This is a genomic window from Desulfomarina profundi (assembly GCF_019703855.1).
GTDB lineage: Bacteria > Desulfobacterota > Desulfobulbia > Desulfobulbales > Desulfocapsaceae > Desulfomarina > Desulfomarina profundi.
This window is the reverse complement of record NZ_AP024086.1, coordinates 4,162,273-4,179,866: the sequence shown is the minus strand read 5'-3', so window position 1 is coordinate 4,179,866 and position 17,594 is coordinate 4,162,273. Positions and strand designations below refer to the sequence as shown.

The window sequence follows — 17,594 nt, the reverse complement described above, 5'->3', positions numbered from 1 at the left end:
TGCCTAAAACACTAAGGCAGGAAAATGATACCAGAATTACTTCAAAGCACCAACCTTTTTAAGCTTCTTCACCATATAGACATAGATTTGGCTGATCAGCAGCATAAAGCCGGTTGTCCCTATTGTGGTAGCCCTCAGCATTATTCCAATTACCAACGTCAGCCACGCGGTGGGCCTGATCTTCCTGAAGAGTACTCTGTACGGTTCAGTCTCTGTTGCAGTAAAGAGAATTGTCGTCGTAGAACCTTACCGAAATCGACTCTATTCATGGATCGGCGGGTGTATTTCAGAGTAGTTATATTGATTGTAACCACACTAAACCAAAGCAAACCACAGGAATACAGTAAAAACATGGTGTCAAAAATGCTTGGAGCAGACAGGAAAACAATCAGCAAGTGGTTGACGTATTTTCGTGAGATTTTCCCTAAAAGTCAACTCTGGCAAACAATACGTGGTTCTATTCATCCTGCTGTTACAAATCACACTTTGCCTGGATCTTTGGTGGGTCATTATCTCGAAACCAAAAAATCCTCCTCAAACGCAATTCTCAATTGTCTCGTACTGCTGGCGACAGGAACAGTGATGGAGCAGTAACTCCCCGCAAAAGTTGGGGACTTCTTCTTTTGTCCTCTCCCTGTAAATTGGTTTTTGTCCAAAAACGAGCAGACTATGCTCATAAACCAGACAGGAGCCATATCATGAACAAGAATAGCGAGTCCCGCCTGCATTCCTGGGCACAACTCCGTTTTTCCATCATAGGAGGACTGCTTGCCAGTCCTCCCGAGCCGGGAGAACTTGGCAGAAAACTTAAAATACTTGCGAGCCGACGGTATCAGCACCCATGCAAAGATGGGTTTGTTACCTTTGGTGCTTCCACCATTGAGCGTTGGTACTACAAAGCGTTGAACGGTAACGATCCTGTGGGAGATATGGAACGAAAACCCCGTTCAGATCTCGGGAAGAAAACAGCTCTTTCTGCGCAGATGCTGATCGAACTCGGGAAACAGTATTGCAGCTTTCCCCATTGGAGTTATCGGCTCCATACCGACAATCTTCTGGCATTAATTGAAGAAAAGCCAGAGCTGGGTAAACCTCCATCTTATGCCAGTGTTCGCCGACGCATGAAAGAAAGAGGGTGGTACAAGAAGCGGTCACCCCGTAACAAAACCAAAGGACAATACAAGGCAGAAGAACATCTTGAACAGATGGAAGTAAGAAGTTACGAGGCGTCCCATGTCCACGGACTTTGGCATCTGGATTTCCATAAGGGCAAACTACGGGTAGCTGATAGTAACGGAGAATGGCATACTCCGATAGCACTCTGCATACTTGATGACTGTTCCCGATTATGTTGCCATATCCAGTGGTATTATCAGGAAACAGCGGAAGTGTTGCATCATGGTATGTTGCAGGCCTTTATGAAACGGGGATTACCCCGCAGTTTAATGACGGATAATGGTGCGGCAATGATCGCCCGCGAAACAACAAATGGCCTACTGGGCTTGAGCATAAAACACGACCGGACATTGCCGTATAGTCCTTATCAAAATGGCAAACAGGAATCCTTCTGGGGACAGTTGGAAGGACGGCTGATGTCCATGCTGTCACGGGTAGAACCCTTGACGCTTGAGACGTTGAATTATGCCACACAGGCCTGGTCGGAGATGGAGTATAACCGAAAACGCCACCAGGAGATCAACTGTTCCCCTGTGGAGAAAATGCTGGCGGGACCAGATGGTGCACGCCCTGCTCCTGAGCGTGAAAAGATGGTTTTTTCTTTTACTGTTCAGGAAAATCGTGCCCAGCGAAAAAGTGACTCTACTTTACAGATCAAAGGTGTTCGATTTGAAGTTCCATCCAGGTTCCGCCACTTTGACCGACTATATGTACGATATCAAAGCTGGAATCTTTGCCACGCCTGGCTGGTAGACGAGAGAGATTCAACTTTGCTTGCGAAAATTTACCCTCAGGACAAGATCAAAAACAGTGACGGATTGCGAAGAACACTGGCTCCTCTTGTGGCCTTGCCTGAAGCTGATATCGACACAGACCCCTATCCACCGCTATTGCGTAAATTACTGGCTGATTATGCAGCCACCGGACTCCCTCCTGCCTTTATTCCAATGGAGGCAGACCATGAATAATAAGCGTCTTCTTGCACTGTTCGGTCTGAAATGGAATCCGTTTCTTCCCAACATTCCAGTACACTCTTTATGGCCGGCACCGGGAATAGATACCTTCCTCTTTCAAATTGAAAATCTGGTCATGGATGGCGGATTCGCACTCATGGCCGGAGAACCCGGGCTTGGTAAATCAAAAAATCTTCAATATCTTTCCCATAAACTTGAACGGTTGGAAAACGTCGTGGTTGGTGTTATGGAAAGACCTCAATCAAGTATTGCAGACTTTTACCGTGAGATGGGGGATCTCTTTGGTGTCAATCTTACCCCATCCAACAGATACGGTGGATTTAAAGCTCTCCGGGAAAGGTGGCGACAGCATATTACATCAACTTTGTTCAGACCAATACTCCTGATTGACGAGGCTCAGGAAATGGTGACCTGTAACCTCAATGAATTGCGGTTGATGGGGAGTGCTCAGTTTGATTCAGAATGTTTACTGACTGTTATTCTTTGCGGGGATCTCACTCTTCCTGAACGTTTTCGGAGCAATAATCTTCTTGCTCTGGGAAGTCGTATCAGGTTTAGAAGAATACTTTCACCATATGACAAAAAAGAACTGAGAAATTATCTGGAGTATTGTCTGAAACAAGCCGGAGCACCTCAGTTAATGACAAAACCACTTATGTCGGCACTTGTGGAACATAGTGCCGGCAATTTGAGACTACTCAATGTCATGGCAGCAGAACTGCTTACCACCGCAGCGCAACGTGAGCTTACTCAGCTTGATGAACAACTCTTTCTGGAAATGTATTCCCCCACACCACAAAAAAAAAGATCACGTTAAATTAACAAAAGTCACTCCTGCTTTTGGCAGGTACAAAGGTCTGGCGAAACGGAGGCGGGCTCTGCTGAGGAGCAACCCGCCAAGGGATAGCCAGATGGGAGCGACGGATTAGAAAAAACCGTCCGGGGAGTCTTCGGGCTCCCCACCTTTTTTTCTAAGCTCGAGCTTCCCCATGCCTTAAAAAACCTACGAACCAGAGGCGCAGCCGAGGGGTTGTATATCTACTACGGCACCAAACATCAAATAACTCGAAAAACGTTCCATCATTAATCGTGCTTCGGCTCATTATAATTCAACCGTCTGTGTGCATGGTCCAGATCCAGACCATCCAGAAGCCAGCCCAGGGCCTTGGGGCTGATCTCCAACACCTCCTGTTCCGATTCCGGCCATCTGAACATCTCCTCTTCAAGTTTCTTCATCCAGATACAAAATCCGTTGCCAGACCAGTAAAGGATTTTGACAATGTTTCGTTTCCGGTTGCAGAAGGCAAACAGACTACCGGAAAACAGATCCAGTTCAAAATGTTCTTCCACCAGAAGCGACAGGCCGTTAACTGACTTTCTCATATCGGTTGCTCCCAGGGCAATATATACCCCGCCTCCGGTATGCCAATCTCTCATAACTGCTCTAAAGTTGTTATTACTTCAGACAAAGCTGATGATGAAAATCCTTTTTCTATCTGAATTGTAAAACGTCCATCTTTGACATGGAGGGTCAGGCCGGATTCTTTGATGCCATTTTTATGGGAGATGCTGGGGGACACGGTAAGAGGATAGAAAACTGGTTTGCGATTCTGGTCTTTACCCAGCTTTCTTTTCCAGTAGCCGAAGGTTGACAATGCAATGTTATGGGTGGTGCAGTATTCGATCTGGCTCAAATGGCTTTTTTCACATTCCTCTATATGCCGATGCCAGAAATCCTTTTTTGAGTTGTTGTCCATGATATGCCTCCTTGTTTGGGTTTGGCATAGTGGAACATTTTCTTACTGCTATGAGAAGATGGGGTTTATTTAGCGCTTACGTAACAATGGCTTAACTGAGTGTCCACTATTTCATAGCATGATCACTTTTTGAAATGCAAGACAGGAGAAGAAGACGAGATGACCAATCAAGACGAAATCGACGCCATCAAGCAAGGCGTTGACCTTGCTCCCTTTATGAAGGCCTGTGGCATCGAGCTGAAGCAGGTCGGCGGGAACTACCAAGGCTTCTGCCCCTTCCATGAGAATACAAAGAGTCCATCACTTACCGTTAATCCCAGGGAAAACCTGTGGAACTGCTCAAGGACTACTTCCCCGGAGGAGAGCTGCCGATACCAGAAGGCAGAAGCCAGAAAAGCAGCAGTTAAAGAACAAAATGAAAAAGCAAGAATCAGCGTATCCGACAAGAAGCTGCTGGCTCGTGTGGTCGGCTATTATCAACACACTTTCACAGAAGACACTACCTCAAGGGTCGGGGCATATCGAACAACCAAACGCTCACCGACTTCGGCACCGGCTATGCAAATGGCAGTCTGAAAAACATCCTGCCGGACGATCCGGAAGTCATCAACACGCTGAAAAGCCTGGGTATACTCAATGCAAAAGGCAACGAGATTTTTTATAACTGCGTTGTCTTCCCAATCTGCGACAAAGACGGAGCAATCGTCAACCTACTCCGCCTGCGGCGAAAGGAACCAGAACACAACCCCGGTGCACAACTCTTTTTTTCTTTAACTGCCTGAAGTTGCTTGTCTTGTCTGTAAATGTCGTGTATTACTGAACACAGCTCTTTGAACCTGCGTGAACCCTGAAGAAAAACAGCTCCTTAGGGGGAGAAGACGCATCGTGATATCTTGGCACAGATTTTATGATCCGGATACTGGACGGTATCTTTCTGCTGATCCTATTGGGCTTGATGGTGGGATTAATCTTTATGGTTACGTTGGAAATGATCCCGTTAATTGGGTGGATCCGGAGGGGTTGTTTTCTTGGGGATTTGGTGGAAGTTTGGGCCCTGTGACATTTAGTTGGAATTCAAAACATCCAACAAAAATAGATTTCACGACAGATTTGGAAATAGGTGGTGGTTTTTCTTTTGAATTCGACTATCCGTTTGATGGTGAAGTTGATCCGCCAACAACGCCTTTTGACATAAATTTCGGCCCTAGTAGATGGTTAGGTATGTCAACAAATGGTGACAAATGGAGTGTAAAATTGAGACTCGGAGCTGGTTTCACTCCAATTGATATTTCAAAAGGTGATTATTATCCAAAAGAGCTCTGTGATTAAAATGAAATCGATTCCTATAATATTTGCTATTATTTCAGGTTGTTGCTTGGCTGCAACAGCAGTAAGAAGTAAAATACCATTTTGGGGTGGCATTTTATCATCTAATGCAAAAATCAAGTTAAGTTATTTTGATAAGGTGTTGGCTTTAATATCATTAATTAGTTTTTGTTTTTGTATATTTTTTCTTGTTTTCATTAGTTAGAATTCCATTGACAGCAACCTTATCTCTCCACCTCAACTATGTATACGATTCTGCGATAAAAACTGAAATCAGGAGGTTCTCGCCTTCAAGGAAAGCATAGGCCAACACAATGTCACCGGTAATCTGGGAGATAAGAAAAGGGGGTCAAATCTTTATCCTTGACAGTTGCTCTGGGTATTTCGGGGACAGTATGTGAAATATTTGAGGAAAACGGGGACAGACCCCGATAAAAACCGCCAATAACCATATAAGAGAATACGCACCCTTATAAAATATAACAACCCAAGAAAAGATACACCATGCATCTTCCCGGAAAAAGTTAAAGCAATTTGAACAAGGGGCCCGAATCCATGAAAGAAGAGTATAACTACACCCTGACAGTTCCCCTCCATGACACGGACAAGGCAGTGACCCTTCTGGAAGAGGTGAAAAAAAACAACCCGAGAATGAGACTCTCAAGAAAACCGGATACAAAAAAATGTGCAAGGTTCTATCTCTCTTTCCCTTTCAGCGGAACTCGAACCGATGTACGTTTTCATGAATGGTTTCTGGCCAGAAAACCTGAAGAATGGGATCTGTACGGTCCAAATTACGGCGTCTGGGGATTCAACTGAGACCTGGATCCCGCAGCACTTCACGGGGCAACTTACCCAGAACACCGTTCTCAAGCAGAAGAGTATGGTGAGCCAGTCGTTGTCCCTGGGAGAGATAATGGGTGGAGAAAATGATTGAACGACCCTCTTCCTTGTTTATTCTTTCCAGTGTTTCCAAAATGATTTCCTGATTTTTCACATCCACATTGGCGGTCGGCTCATCACAGAGCAGCACGTCCGGAGACAAAGCAAGGGCACGGGCAAGCGCCACACGTTTCACCTCCCCCCCTGAAAGCCCCCTGCTGTCGAAATCAATAAACTTCTCCATCCCCACCAGGTGAAGCATCTCTTTCACCCGCTGCAGCCGTTGATGGCGCGGTATTTTTCTTATCCCCAGCCCGAACTCAACATTTTTTTTCACCGAGCCGGAAAAGAGGATCGGATTCTGGTCCAGAAGAACCACATGCTGCCGCAGAGCATGCAGATGCTGTTCAGACATTTTCACAGGTTGCCCCTGAATACCATTCTGCCCGAGTCCGGTCGGTCAAGAAAGGCAAGAATCTTCAGCAGTGTTGTTTTTCCGGCTCCGTTGGGTCCGATCAGGGTATAAATTTTCCCTGATTCAATTTTAAGGCAATCAAGATCAAGAACAGTTCTTGAACCAAAATTTCTTTTCAGATTTTCCAGTTTATACAGCATCCTGCCCCGTCCTTCCCTGAAAAAAATGAAACAGCATATTGATGATAAAGGCAAATGCCATAAGGGTCAGGCCCAGGGCCACTGCCAGAACAAACTCTCCCTTGTCATATTCAAGGGCCATGGCCGTAGTCATTGTCCGGGTAAACCCTCTGGCATTCCCTCCCAGCATCATACTGATGCCAACCTCGGCAATAACACGGCCAAAGGCTGCAATAACAGCCGCAAAGATTCCGTAACGGGCCTCTTCAAGTATCACACGGGCCATCTGGCACCTGTTTGCCCCAAGAGTCAGAGCCGTCATACGGAAACGATCATCAATCCGACTGACGGCGGCAATTGTCAGGGTCATGATCACCGGCACAATCAGGATCACCTGACCGATTACAATTGCCTTCTGGGTATAGAGCAGCTCAAGGGGACCCAAAAGCCCCCTTCTGGAAATAAATGAATAAACAAAGAGACCGATTACAACCGTCGGCAGAGCAAGCAGAGTATTCAGACAGGTGAGGAGCAGCCTTTTGCCCGGAAAAACAGAATAGGCTATGATAAACCCGCAGGGAATGCTGACAATGGAAGCAATCAGGGTTGAGCTGAAACTCACTTTGAGTGAGACTCCGACAATCTCAATCAGCTGGGGGTCCCCTGAGAGCAAAAGCAGAAAAGCGGAGCGGATACTGTCAAAGAATAAATCCATAAATAAAAATCGCCAACCCGAAAAACCGGGAACATTACAAGAAACGGAGGATCTATGATACCCGCCCCTTCTCTTTAATGCAAGGTGATCACCCTGTTCTTACAACGCATCAGGGTAGAATAACTGCTTCCCTTCCAACCTGTAACCATCAATCATCTTCTGCCCTTTTTCCGAGGTAATCCAGGTAACAAATTTCATGGCAAGATCATGCCTGACATGTGGGTATTTTTCAGGATTCACCGGAATGATACCGTAAGGATTGGCAAGATCCCCGCCTCCTTCGCAGAGCACCTCCAGTTCAATTGCCGGTATTTTGCCATATTTGTATTTTATATACGTTCCTCGATCGGACATGGTATACATCTGTTTTTCATCTGCAAAGGTAACAGTTTTCCCCATACCCTGCCCAATCGATAAATACCAGGTGTCGGCATTGGCCGGCATGGTATAGCTGATAATCTTTTTCTTCCCCTTTTTGACAATGGTCCGTGTGCGTTCGACCAGGGAAACACCGGATTTTTTCCAGAGATTCTGTTCCTTGGTGTGGGTTCCGCTGTCATCGCCCCTGGAAATAAACCCCTGTTTTTCTGCTGCAATGCGAGCCAGAGCCGTGGCCCCATCCTTCAATCCCCTGATTCCTGCAGGATCTGCGGACGGACCGATAATTACAAAATCATTGTGCATCACCGCATACCGTTTTGTACCCCATCCTTCCGCCACGAATTTTTCCTCCCGGCCCCTCGCATGGACAAAGATCACATCCACATTTCCGTCCTGACCGTCTCGAATAGCCGCTCCGGTTCCTTTGGCGATAACCTTGACCCTGATACCTGTATCTTGTGTGAATTCCGGCAGAATGAAATCAAGCAGTCCGGATGACTGAGTGGAGGTCGTGGTGGACATCTTCAACACCTTTTCCCCGGCAGGACCAGGCTCCGCCCGGAATCCCGATATAAATACTACCAGTAACAGCACAATTCCTGTTCTCATCAATCATTTATCCTCTGACTGAAAATTATCGGGAAAGAGCATCTTCCCACATAATGAAATATCATAACCTTCAAACGACACAGCCAGTTCCCTGAACGACTCTTCATGGAGCAGGCTGATAAATTTTTGCACGCCCTTATCGAAAAAACAGTCTCTGTTGATCAGCAGATCAAACCGCTCCCAGCGAAGGGGAAGAAAATCCAGGTCAAGAAGACCTGCAGCCGCCCGGATGGCAGGAGCTGCATCGGCACGACCGGATAAAACTTCCAGGCCGGCATCAATATGTCTTGCAACCTCATCTGTATAACCGGCTATCTGGTTCGAAGAAATATCCGAGCGTGCTATCTCGCAGTCCAGGAGAAGCCGAGTCCCTGTTCCCAAAGGTCTGTTGACAATACGGATATCATCTCTCACCAAATCACTGAGCCCGGCGATTTTTTTGGGATTACCCCTGGCAACAACCAACCCCTGTTCACGTCTGCTGAAATTGACAAAAACCGGTGACCTGTCCAGCTCCTGATCGGCAAAATCAAAATTATATTCGTCATTGTCATCCTGAAGAAGATGGCAGACGCCGATATGACAGAGTCCCCGCCGCAGACTTCTCAACCCGCCCATACTGCCGAGGTTGGCAAAAAAGATGATCGGATAATTTTCCTGAGCATGAAACAGAGAAAGGGTTCTCTGGAACAGGGGATCATCACTGCCGGCAAAAAGGAGCTGGCTGCCGTCCAGAGTTGCCCCCGTTCCCGGCTTGTTACAGTTGACGATACTGGTTTCCAGCCATTCTTCGACCAATCGCCGGGGAAACAGCCATTTTCCGGTAATTTTCGTGGCAGGCAGTCCCTTGTCATGCACCAGGGAGTAGACCATTTTTTCATTGACATGGAGCAGCCTGGCCACTTCCCTGGTTGTCAGAAATTTTGTGTTTTTTTGAGTATTCATTTTCTCCCGACCTGCACTGTTTTCTTTCTGCACCAACTAACCAATCAATTAAATTTTTACCATTGTTTACCTGAATCTTTCTAAAAATAACCATAACTGACAATCACGGACAACGAATTGAAATAATTTTCGTCACCAGTCTTGGCTCTTCCCGAAAACCCCGCCTGGCACAGGTGAACCTTGAGAAGTGGTTGTTTTACAGGACGTATTTCAAAAAATGATTTGATTTGTGACCGGGGAAACCGGATAATGTCAGAAGAAGAAACAAAAATCCATATTTCCTTCTTTATTTCAGGATACTGACAATGACCAATGAAACAATCCTCTTCGTGGATGATGAAGTTAACGTACTGCAGTCCATGAAACGGCAACTGAGAAAACGTTTCACTGTCCTCACATCCGAAAGCGGCGCTGACGCACTTGCTCTTTTAAAAAAGCAGGGGCCTGTTGCTGTCATTGTCTCAGATATGCGTATGCCCGGAATGGATGGAATTCAGCTTCTCTCTCAGGTTAAAGATCTTTATCCCGATACGGTACGTATCATGCTGACCGGAAATGCAGACCAGGAAACAGCCATTGAGGCAGTTAATACAGGCCGGATTTTCAGGTTCCTGACAAAACCCTGTGCCATGTCTGTCCTGGTGAGTTCCCTTGCTCTGGCTCTTCGTCAATACAGGCTTGTCATCGCTGAACAGCAACTTTTGAATGAAACTCTGAAGGGCAGTATCAAGGTATTGAGCGAACTCCTCAGCATTGCCAATTCCGCAGCCTTCAGCAGTGGTTACAGAATTAAGATGACGGTCAACAGTATTGCTGAAAAAATGGATCTTCCCCACCTCTGGCAATATGAAATCGCTGCCCTGATGTCCGGCATTGGCTGCATTACCCTGCCCGTGGAAATACTGCAGAAACTCAATGCCGGAGTTAACCTGACTGAAGAAGAAGAGGACACGTTCACCCGGCATCCTGTCACAGGAGCCAACCTTCTCAGCCATATTCCCCGACTGGAAAAAGTTGCACTCATGGTCAAAAATCAACTCAAACGGTATGATGAATACGAGTCAGGTGAACTCGCAGAACTGCCGGAAGAGGCACAGATCGGAGCCCAGATCCTGAAAGCGGTAATTGACCATGATCTCCTCCTTCACCAGGGCATCCACCCCAGGGAAGCGCTGACCAGGTTGAAAAAAAAATCAGGGGTGTATAATCCCAGGGTATTGGAATTCCTGGCAACCATGAAGGTACAGACTGAAAAAACAAAAATTATCAGTGTGAAATTCCACGATATCATTTCCGGTATGATTGCCGAAGATGATGTCTTTGCAAAAAACGGGACACTTATTATTCCAAAGGGACAGGAAATAACCTGGCCCGTCATCCAGGGACTGAGTAATTTTGTGAAACATATTGGTATCCGGGAACCCATCAGGGTTCGTATAGCCATACCTGAACCTGCACAGGATTTATCAGAATGAAACCTGAGCGAGCAAATGATTTTCTTGATTTTTCATTTAAAATCGCTGTAATATGCGCAAAATCTGGCTGACGTGCCTGCCGCACGACCCTGCGACATCCCGCTTTATCCCGAAGAGAGCGTTATGGAGATGAAAACCACCCCGAGAGATGATGACATTGGTGTACCTGTCAACCGGGGTCAACATCAGCAAATTATAAATGACATCCTCAAGATTGCTTTTGGTCCTCTACTCTTCAAAAACAAAATAGAGCAGATCATTAATAGACTGATTTCCGCAGATTCCCTGGGGCTTGGACCACATATCGGTCTTTTTCTCACCGGGGAAGACTCTCCTCAGCTCGTCCGTGAAGTTTCCTCTCCCGCTTGTGAAAAAAACACTCCCCTCTGTACCAGTATCCAGCCCGGTATCTGTCATTGCGGCTCCATTGCCCAGACCCGTTCGGCTACCTTCTTTAAAACTTCTCCACCCCTTTTTGCAGAAAAAAAGGAGATAATCCCGTTCTTTGGGAATTACATCATTCCCATAACCAGTGATGAACAGTTTTACGGGTTACTGACTGTCTACGTGGAGGAAAAACACCGATATTCAAAAAAAATTGAGCAGCTTCTTGAAATAGCTGGATCAATACTCGCCGGTATCTTCAAAAATCACAAGCAAGACCAGCAACTCATAGACCTTGTAAATGATTTGAGGAAATCAATAGTCAGCCTGAGGGAAGAAAAAAAATTTTCCGAATCCATTATTCAGGGATTGAATCATGGCCTGATAGTTGCTGATCTTGACGGCACCATCAGAAAAAGCAATTCCGTGGCAAAATCTATTTTCCATTCCAGCCCGACTCCCCTGGAAGGCCGAAATCTTCTCTCGATTATTGACCGAAAAGTCGCACGGAAGCTTCTTACCATAACTGATTCCGGCAAAGAGCAGCAGAAAAAAGAGCTGTCATTTACCGGACCAGGCGGTGAGGAGAGAATTCTCCACTATTCCAATGTGGCCAGAGAGGACGCGACCGGCAGAACGGTCGGAGTGATCATATCACTTTCCGATATTTCCGAACTGAAATATATCCGAAAGGAAATGGCAAAAATGAACCGCCTTTCAACAGTCGCAGAAATCGCTTCGGCAGTGGCCCATGAGGTGCGAAATCCCCTGGCGGGAATCAAGATAATGGCACAGTCCATAGAAGAAGAGGCAAAGGACAACAGCGAACAACTTGAATGCTCCCAACGCATTATCAGACAGGTGGATCGTCTCAACGAACTGCTGACCGACTTCTTCTCCTATGCGCGCCCCGTCGTCCCCAATAAACGTCCGACCTCACTGATGACCATTATCGCTGAAACCCTGCCTCTCATCAATAACCGGCTGACCAAAAAACAGATTTATTTCAGCAGCAATATCAGCCATGACCTCCCTCCCGTCATTGCCGATCCCCATCAGGTTCAGCAGGTCTTTCTTAATCTTTTTCTCAATGCTATTGACGCCATTATGGAACAGGGCGAAATTACGTTGACAGCAACCCGCCTCTCTCCCGGCAAGCTCAAACTCTATCAAAAAAGATATCCTGGGCTCCTCTCTAAGGACCATCATGTGGTTGTTCATTTCCGGGATAACGGCTCAGGTATGTCACCGGAGGTTGCCGAGCAGGTTTTTGAACCTTTTTTCACCACCAAAACTTCCGGGGCCGGATTGGGTATGTCCATAGTGTACCGAACTCTCAAAGAAAATGATGCAGCTATAGTACTTGAAAGCAAAATCGGCCAGGGAACAACCTTTACCATCTTTTTCCGGGCGGAACCATAATGGGAGTTATACTCATTATCGATGATCAGGAAGATTTGCGATTCTCCCTGGCGCAGGTTGTCAAGAAGCTCGGCCACACTGTGATGACAGCAGCAACGGGTAACGAAGCTTTGGAAGTGCTTCGTACTACCATCATTGACCTTGTATTTCTTGATATCGGTCTACCCGACAAAAACGGCATTGATCTTATCCCGTCCATCCGGGAAGTTGCCGGAGATGTCGATATCGTCATGCTCACGGGTATCAACGAGGCAAGAACCGCAATTGATGCATTGAAGGCAGGTGCAGTTGATTATATTGTCAAACCGTTTGAGTTGCTGGAATTCAAAACAATCCTCAACCGTCTTATCCAGTCACGGATGATGGAAAAAAGAGTTTTTCTGGAACAGAAAATTCTCGGTCTCAAGTCCATTATAGGATCTTCTCCGGTCATGGAACGCGTCAAGGACGCCATCAAACTTGCGGCAGATGTGGAATCGCCTGTACTTGTTACCGGAGAAACAGGAACCGGAAAAGAACTGGTAGCAAGAGCAATCCATGAGACCGGCAGCGGTTCTGGAAATATATTTGTCAAGGTTGATTGCGGCACCCTCTCCACCAGCCTGATAGAATCCGAACTTTTCGGCCACTCAAAAGGTGCTTTTACCGACGCCAGAACTGAGAAGAAAGGCCTGGTGGAACTGGCCAACGGTGGAACACTTTTTCTCGATGAAATTGGTAACCTGCCACTGAAACTCCAACCGAAACTGTTGAGACTCATTGAAGAATCTATTTTTCGCAAAGTAGGTGGCCTCAAGGATATCCAGGTAAAAATCCGCATTATTGCCGCCACCAACATCGAACTTGAGCAGAAAATCAGCAATGGCCATTTCAGGGAAGATCTCTACTACAGGCTGAATGTTGTTCCCATCAACCTGCCCCCCCTGCGGGAGAGAGGAGACGATATTCTCCAACTTGCCAGCTATTTTCTCCATGAACTGAAACAGGATCTGAAAAAACAGATCAAGGGATTTACCCCGGAAGCATCCCGCAAAATGCTCGCACACGAATGGCCCGGCAATATCCGTGAGTTGAAGAACCTTATTGAAAGAGAAGTAATTTTCTGTAAAACAGACTGGATCTCCATGATGAATCTGGAGGATATCTCTGACAAAGAGCAGAGGGAAGACGAACACCTTCTTTCTTTGAGGGAAATAGAGAAAAACTATATCAAAAAGGTATTGAACCGGGTAAATAACAACAAATCCAAAGCAGCGAGAATTCTCGGAATCTCAAGAACTACACTGCGGGAAAAACTGTAGACCTGCACGTTTCCTTTGCGATATATTCATTGTGATTATTTTTTATATCAATTTTATTGATTAACTGTCTTTTTCTATGGTATAAAGTTATTAACACCCCACAAGGGGGTATAAGTGCCATGGAAATAAACTTAACCATTTGATTTCAAAACACCTTCCCTGATTTCTTGTTTTTTATGACAGGAATTCAGGAGTAAAGCACTAAACCGCTACTATTTTGTAATCGCAGGGAATCCCTGCGCAGGCCGACAGGCAAACGGAGGCACTATGAAAGTAAAAGACATCATGGAACCGATCAAAAGCTGGCTCACTCCTGAAATGTCCCTGCAGGAGGCAATCCGCGTTATGAAATCCACCAAGCGTGGTCACGGGTTATCAGTCAACGGGATCGTTGTATTGGACGGAGCCATGAATCTTGTGGGAATCGTTTCAACCATTGATATATTAAGAATCATCATTCCATCTCATGTATACCTTGACGAGCACCATGGCAATATTTCCTGGGAATCGATCAGGGATGAAAAAACAATGGCTGTTCAATCCATCAGGGTCAGCGAGATAATGACAGAGGATGTCAGGGTCATTTCCACCAAGGATACTCTGCTGCGTTGTGCTGACACCCTGCTTATGGAAAGAGTACGAAGACTCCCCGTAACACGCAGTGACGGGAAAGTGGTTGGAATTGTGTATCTCCGAGACGTTTATAATGTCCTTACCGGACTTTTGACCCACTGAAAAAACAGACCAGTCACGGATTCAGGTAAAATAAAATGCCGTACAACTGTTTAGCTGTACGGCATTTTTCATGGACGTTCAACCCAACAACTCTCCAAGGGCCCGTCCATAATCCTGACACGCCTTGCACCCCTCGTCTCCCCCCACCATTGCTTCAGTGAGATTGAGAGGACCCAAGTTTGTCATTTCCATTTTAAACACATGTTCCATGGTATCAAAAATCATCGGTGCACTCTCGCCACTATGGGTATGTGAACCGAATGCCCCACCGATTTTCCCGCCAAGCCCGGCCTGCTCAGCTTTAAACAAAAACTGTTTCATACCATTTGTCATATCCTTGTGATAGGTAGGACAACCAAAAACGAACCCGTCATAACCTTCAAGATCATTTTCATTTTCAATGGCAGAAATACTTTTCAGGTCGACAGACTGACCCGCCATTCGCAATCCTTCAGCAATATAACTGGCCATTTTCTTGGTGGTTCCCGTCCGACTTGAATAAGCAATAAGTACGTTTTTCATACACCCTCCTGAAGGTATTCAAATTATAAGAAACAGCAATCCAGCTGCAAAAGAAGAAAACACCATCCCAGAACAAATCAATAATAATACTTATTACTATTTATGCAAGGAGAATATTAGCCAGTTCGTAACTGGTCACAGAATTTGTAACTCTGTGTTTTCATCCACCTTACCTCTGTTAATCAGCAATCTCAAAAGACAGGGCTGCTCTGATCGGAGCCGCTCCAACAATGGCTCTGGTGAAACGAACTCCTCGGGTCTTCTGGCCCTGGTCATCAGGAAAAGGATCAGGGCTGGCCAAGGCCTTGATCCTGTCAATCCCTGCGGGTGGAGTAACTTCCAGTTTGAACTGAGCTTTGTCAGGTGGAATAGTGTAGACACGACCAGGCGAGCAGAGCACTCCGGGTTGGAAGATGTTCGGGTAAATCGTCGTCACTTTTCCATCGGGTGTCACATCAATAATTTTCACATAAAGCGGTTCGGAAACTTTAAAAAATATTATGATTTCATCTCCGGGCAGATAACGTTTTTTATCCGTCCAGAAGTGTAATTTCCCATCACTGCTCACACCTTCTTCAGAGACCTGTTGACGAATCTGTTTTTCCTGTTCAACCGGCAACTGTTCCCACTGGTAATAGTGTGGTCGGGCTTTCACATAACCTTCGGCGGCAGCCAGTATCCGACCATTATCAAGCTGAATCAGTTTCAGGCTGCACTGGACAAAATCTCCGGATATTTTTGCTTTTCCTGTAATTATATAATCGGCACCAAGAATTGTCCGGGCTCCAGCGTCCCCTGTTTTGCTGAATGAATCGAGAGCCCATTCATCAAAAATCAATTTCAGATCCCTTCTCTCGATAAACGTCAACTGCCTGTTGATACCTTCCCTGATAAGGATCGGTTCCAATTCCTGAAAGATCTCCACGGCCAGTTTTGAAGCCTCTCCATTACTGCCGGAAAGATCAACAAAACCGATGACCTTGCCGGCCTGCACACCCTGGAGAAGACTGTCGGCCGCCATTTGAAAAGTCGGTAATGCAAAACTGTTCACAGCTCCCAGTGACACGAAAAAAAACAGAACTGTCTTGAGCACAATCTTTATTTGACGAAATCTCATAATATTCCCCCTGCAGTTGTATGCGAAACCTACCTGAACTGACTTCCGGGGAACATTGTGTTAATTTGACAACAGTGCCATCCTGGCTGATTTTGTAAATGTATAAATTCATATCAAAATCAACACAATGTTCACGAGAAATGCGGGTGAGTCTGCGGTCAAAAATCACCTGCCGCAACGGAATCAGATTAGACTTTGATTGGCAACCGGATTTCTTTCAGGTAACCGTAATACAGGAGAGACCGAGGTGCCAGTCCAGATATTGCCTGTCCACAAATAGTTGTTTGCCCGACTTATGCGTCGCAACGAAAAATGAAAATGCTCACATATATGCATATGTGAGCATTTTCATTATCCTGTGACGAAGAAATCGGGCGAAAAGGCAATTTTTCAAGGTGGACTACAGTTTCGGGTTCAACTCTTCCCGTAGCCAGTCAGCAAAGAGGTTAATACCAACCACCATGGCAATAAGTGTGGCACCTGGAAAAACGACCATCCACCACATACCCGCGTAAATATAATTCTTTCCGATGGCGATCATCATTCCGAGGGAAGGTTCCGTAAGAGGAACACCCACCCCAAGAAAGCTTAATGTTGCCTCAAGCATGATAACTACTGCCATGTCCACCGCCATAACCACAAAAATCGGTGGCAGAGCATTGGGCAGAATATGCCTGAAAAGAATACGAAAATCCCCAGCCCCAGAGGACCTTGCTGCAGTTACATAGGGATATTCCTTGATCTCAAGGACACTTCCCCGTATGGTCCGGGCGTACTTCACCCAATCGGCAATACAGATGGCGAGAATAACGGTGAAAACCCCCCTGCTCTCGAAAACCCCAAGAAGCAGAACGGCAAGCAGGGTAGTGGAAAATGAAAAGACGGTATCGGCAGCCCGCATGATGAAGGCATCGAGGATGCCACCGTAATAGGCACCAAGCATGCCCAGGACAATACCGATAATACTTGAAATGGTAACAACGGACCCACCGACGATCAGCGAAGTCCTCAACCCGTAAAGAATCGTGGAAAGAATTCCCCGACCCTGGTCATCCGTTCCCAAAGGAAAGGCGGACACCCCGTTGTCCATCCATGACGGTTCGAGTAAAAAATTGGCCAGATCCACAGATGTAAGATCATAGGGATCCATGGGGGCGATGAGCGGCGCAAAAACTGCTGCGATAATAAAGGTGAGCAGAATAGCTGCGCCAAGCATCCCCGACGGATCACCAAAAAACGAACGTACCCTTTTGAGTGCAAAGAAATTTTTCATCTCTCA

Annotated in this window: 19 protein-coding genes and 1 pseudogene; 11 read left to right on the top strand and 9 right to left on the bottom strand. The window is 46.1% G+C overall.

Annotated features, from left to right (window positions below; all coding sequences use genetic code 11):
• Nucleotides 1–24 precede the first annotated feature (24 nt).
• From LO777_RS19270 to LO777_RS19260, 3 genes are all read left to right on the top strand, one after another.
• Nucleotides 25–594 carry a hypothetical protein gene (locus tag LO777_RS19270; protein WP_228853789.1) on the top strand — a complete coding sequence of 190 codons (570 nt, stop codon included), beginning with the start codon at nucleotides 25–27 and terminating at the stop codon, nucleotides 592–594.
• 104 nt (nucleotides 595–698) lie between these two features.
• A complete protein-coding gene (locus tag LO777_RS19265; protein ID WP_228853939.1) occupies nucleotides 699–2,144 on the top strand; it encodes a DDE-type integrase/transposase/recombinase in 1,446 nt (481 codons plus the stop codon).
• The gene (locus LO777_RS19260; protein ID WP_228853787.1) at nucleotides 2,137–2,967 is read left to right on the top strand and encodes an ExeA family protein; all 831 of its coding nucleotides are present in this window, start codon (nucleotides 2,137–2,139) and stop codon (nucleotides 2,965–2,967) included. The genes LO777_RS19265 and LO777_RS19260 overlap by 8 nt, the downstream gene beginning before the upstream one ends.
• A 266-nt stretch (nucleotides 2,968–3,233) precedes the next feature.
• On the opposite strand, the gene tnpB is transcribed toward LO777_RS19260, so the two are convergent.
• Both tnpB and tnpA read right to left on the bottom strand, forming a co-directional pair.
• Nucleotides 3,234–3,587, bottom strand: coding sequence for an IS66 family insertion sequence element accessory protein TnpB (gene tnpB, locus LO777_RS19255; RefSeq protein WP_228855440.1), 354 nt, complete (start codon nucleotides 3,585–3,587; stop codon nucleotides 3,234–3,236).
• Nucleotides 3,584–3,907: an IS66 family insertion sequence element accessory protein TnpA gene (gene tnpA, locus LO777_RS19250; RefSeq protein ID WP_228855439.1), complete on the bottom strand. Its 324-nt coding sequence runs from the start codon at nucleotides 3,905–3,907 to the stop codon at nucleotides 3,584–3,586. The genes tnpB and tnpA overlap by 4 nt, the downstream gene beginning before the upstream one ends.
• A 159-nt stretch (nucleotides 3,908–4,066) precedes the next feature.
• Between tnpA and LO777_RS19245 the strand changes: the two genes are divergently transcribed.
• From LO777_RS19245 to LO777_RS19235, 4 genes are all read left to right on the top strand, one after another.
• The gene (locus tag LO777_RS19245; RefSeq protein ID WP_228855438.1) at nucleotides 4,067–4,483 is read left to right on the top strand and encodes a CHC2 zinc finger domain-containing protein; all 417 of its coding nucleotides are present in this window, start codon (nucleotides 4,067–4,069) and stop codon (nucleotides 4,481–4,483) included.
• Nucleotides 4,426–4,689, top strand: a complete 264-nt coding sequence (locus tag LO777_RS21330; RefSeq protein ID WP_407929170.1) for a hypothetical protein — start codon at nucleotides 4,426–4,428, stop codon at nucleotides 4,687–4,689. The genes LO777_RS19245 and LO777_RS21330 overlap by 58 nt, the downstream gene beginning before the upstream one ends.
• Before the next feature lie 58 nt (nucleotides 4,690–4,747).
• Nucleotides 4,748–5,236: an RHS repeat-associated core domain-containing protein gene (locus LO777_RS19240; protein ID WP_228855437.1), complete on the top strand. Its 489-nt coding sequence runs from the start codon at nucleotides 4,748–4,750 to the stop codon at nucleotides 5,234–5,236.
• A 552-nt stretch (nucleotides 5,237–5,788) separates the two neighbouring features.
• Complete coding sequence (locus LO777_RS19235; protein WP_228855436.1) at nucleotides 5,789–6,052, top strand: hypothetical protein; 264 nt, start codon at nucleotides 5,789–5,791, stop codon at nucleotides 6,050–6,052.
• Here LO777_RS19235 and LO777_RS19230 read toward each other — a convergent pair.
• From LO777_RS19230 to LO777_RS19215, 4 genes and pseudogenes are all read right to left on the bottom strand, one after another.
• Nucleotides 6,045–6,730: pseudogene (locus LO777_RS19230) on the bottom strand (energy-coupling factor ABC transporter ATP-binding protein). The gene LO777_RS19235 and the pseudogene LO777_RS19230 sit on opposite strands and share 8 nt — an antisense overlap.
• Nucleotides 6,720–7,424, bottom strand: coding sequence for an ABC transporter permease (locus LO777_RS19225; RefSeq protein WP_228855435.1), 705 nt, complete (start codon nucleotides 7,422–7,424; stop codon nucleotides 6,720–6,722). Before LO777_RS19225 ends, LO777_RS19230 begins: the two are co-directional and overlap by 11 nt.
• Before the next feature lie 99 nt (nucleotides 7,425–7,523).
• Entirely contained in the window at nucleotides 7,524–8,414 is an 891-nt protein-coding gene (locus LO777_RS19220) for a substrate-binding domain-containing protein (RefSeq protein ID WP_228855434.1), read from the bottom strand.
• A gap of 3 nt (nucleotides 8,415–8,417) precedes the next feature.
• Nucleotides 8,418–9,359 carry a helix-turn-helix transcriptional regulator gene (locus tag LO777_RS19215; RefSeq protein WP_228855433.1) on the bottom strand — a complete coding sequence of 314 codons (942 nt, stop codon included), beginning with the start codon at nucleotides 9,357–9,359 and terminating at the stop codon, nucleotides 8,418–8,420.
• Nucleotides 9,360–9,664: 305 nt separating this feature from the next.
• On the opposite strand from LO777_RS19215, the gene LO777_RS19210 reads away from it, so the two are divergent.
• From LO777_RS19210 to LO777_RS19195, 4 genes are all read left to right on the top strand, one after another.
• A complete protein-coding gene (locus LO777_RS19210; RefSeq protein WP_228855432.1) occupies nucleotides 9,665–10,834 on the top strand; it encodes an HD domain-containing phosphohydrolase in 1,170 nt (389 codons plus the stop codon).
• A 123-nt stretch (nucleotides 10,835–10,957) separates the two neighbouring features.
• Entirely contained in the window at nucleotides 10,958–12,640 is a 1,683-nt protein-coding gene (locus tag LO777_RS19205) for a two-component system sensor histidine kinase NtrB (protein ID WP_228855431.1), read from the top strand.
• Complete coding sequence (locus LO777_RS19200; RefSeq protein ID WP_228855430.1) at nucleotides 12,640–13,941, top strand: sigma-54-dependent transcriptional regulator; 1,302 nt, start codon at nucleotides 12,640–12,642, stop codon at nucleotides 13,939–13,941. The genes LO777_RS19205 and LO777_RS19200 overlap by 1 nt, the downstream gene beginning before the upstream one ends.
• A gap of 267 nt (nucleotides 13,942–14,208) precedes the next feature.
• On the top strand, nucleotides 14,209–14,676 hold the full coding sequence (locus LO777_RS19195) for a CBS domain-containing protein (protein ID WP_228855429.1): 468 nt from the start codon (nucleotides 14,209–14,211) through the stop codon (nucleotides 14,674–14,676).
• Between the two features lie 78 nt (nucleotides 14,677–14,754).
• On the opposite strand, the gene LO777_RS19190 is transcribed toward LO777_RS19195, so the two are convergent.
• The 3 genes from LO777_RS19190 to LO777_RS19180 form a co-directional block, all read right to left on the bottom strand.
• Complete coding sequence (locus LO777_RS19190; RefSeq protein ID WP_228855428.1) at nucleotides 14,755–15,198, bottom strand: flavodoxin domain-containing protein; 444 nt, start codon at nucleotides 15,196–15,198, stop codon at nucleotides 14,755–14,757.
• A 178-nt stretch (nucleotides 15,199–15,376) separates the two neighbouring features.
• On the bottom strand, nucleotides 15,377–16,315 hold the full coding sequence (locus LO777_RS19185; RefSeq protein WP_228855427.1) for a DUF4384 domain-containing protein: 939 nt from the start codon (nucleotides 16,313–16,315) through the stop codon (nucleotides 15,377–15,379).
• A gap of 400 nt (nucleotides 16,316–16,715) precedes the next feature.
• A complete protein-coding gene (locus tag LO777_RS19180; protein WP_228855426.1) occupies nucleotides 16,716–17,588 on the bottom strand; it encodes an ABC transporter permease in 873 nt (290 codons plus the stop codon).
• Nucleotides 17,589–17,594: the final 6 nt, after the last annotated feature.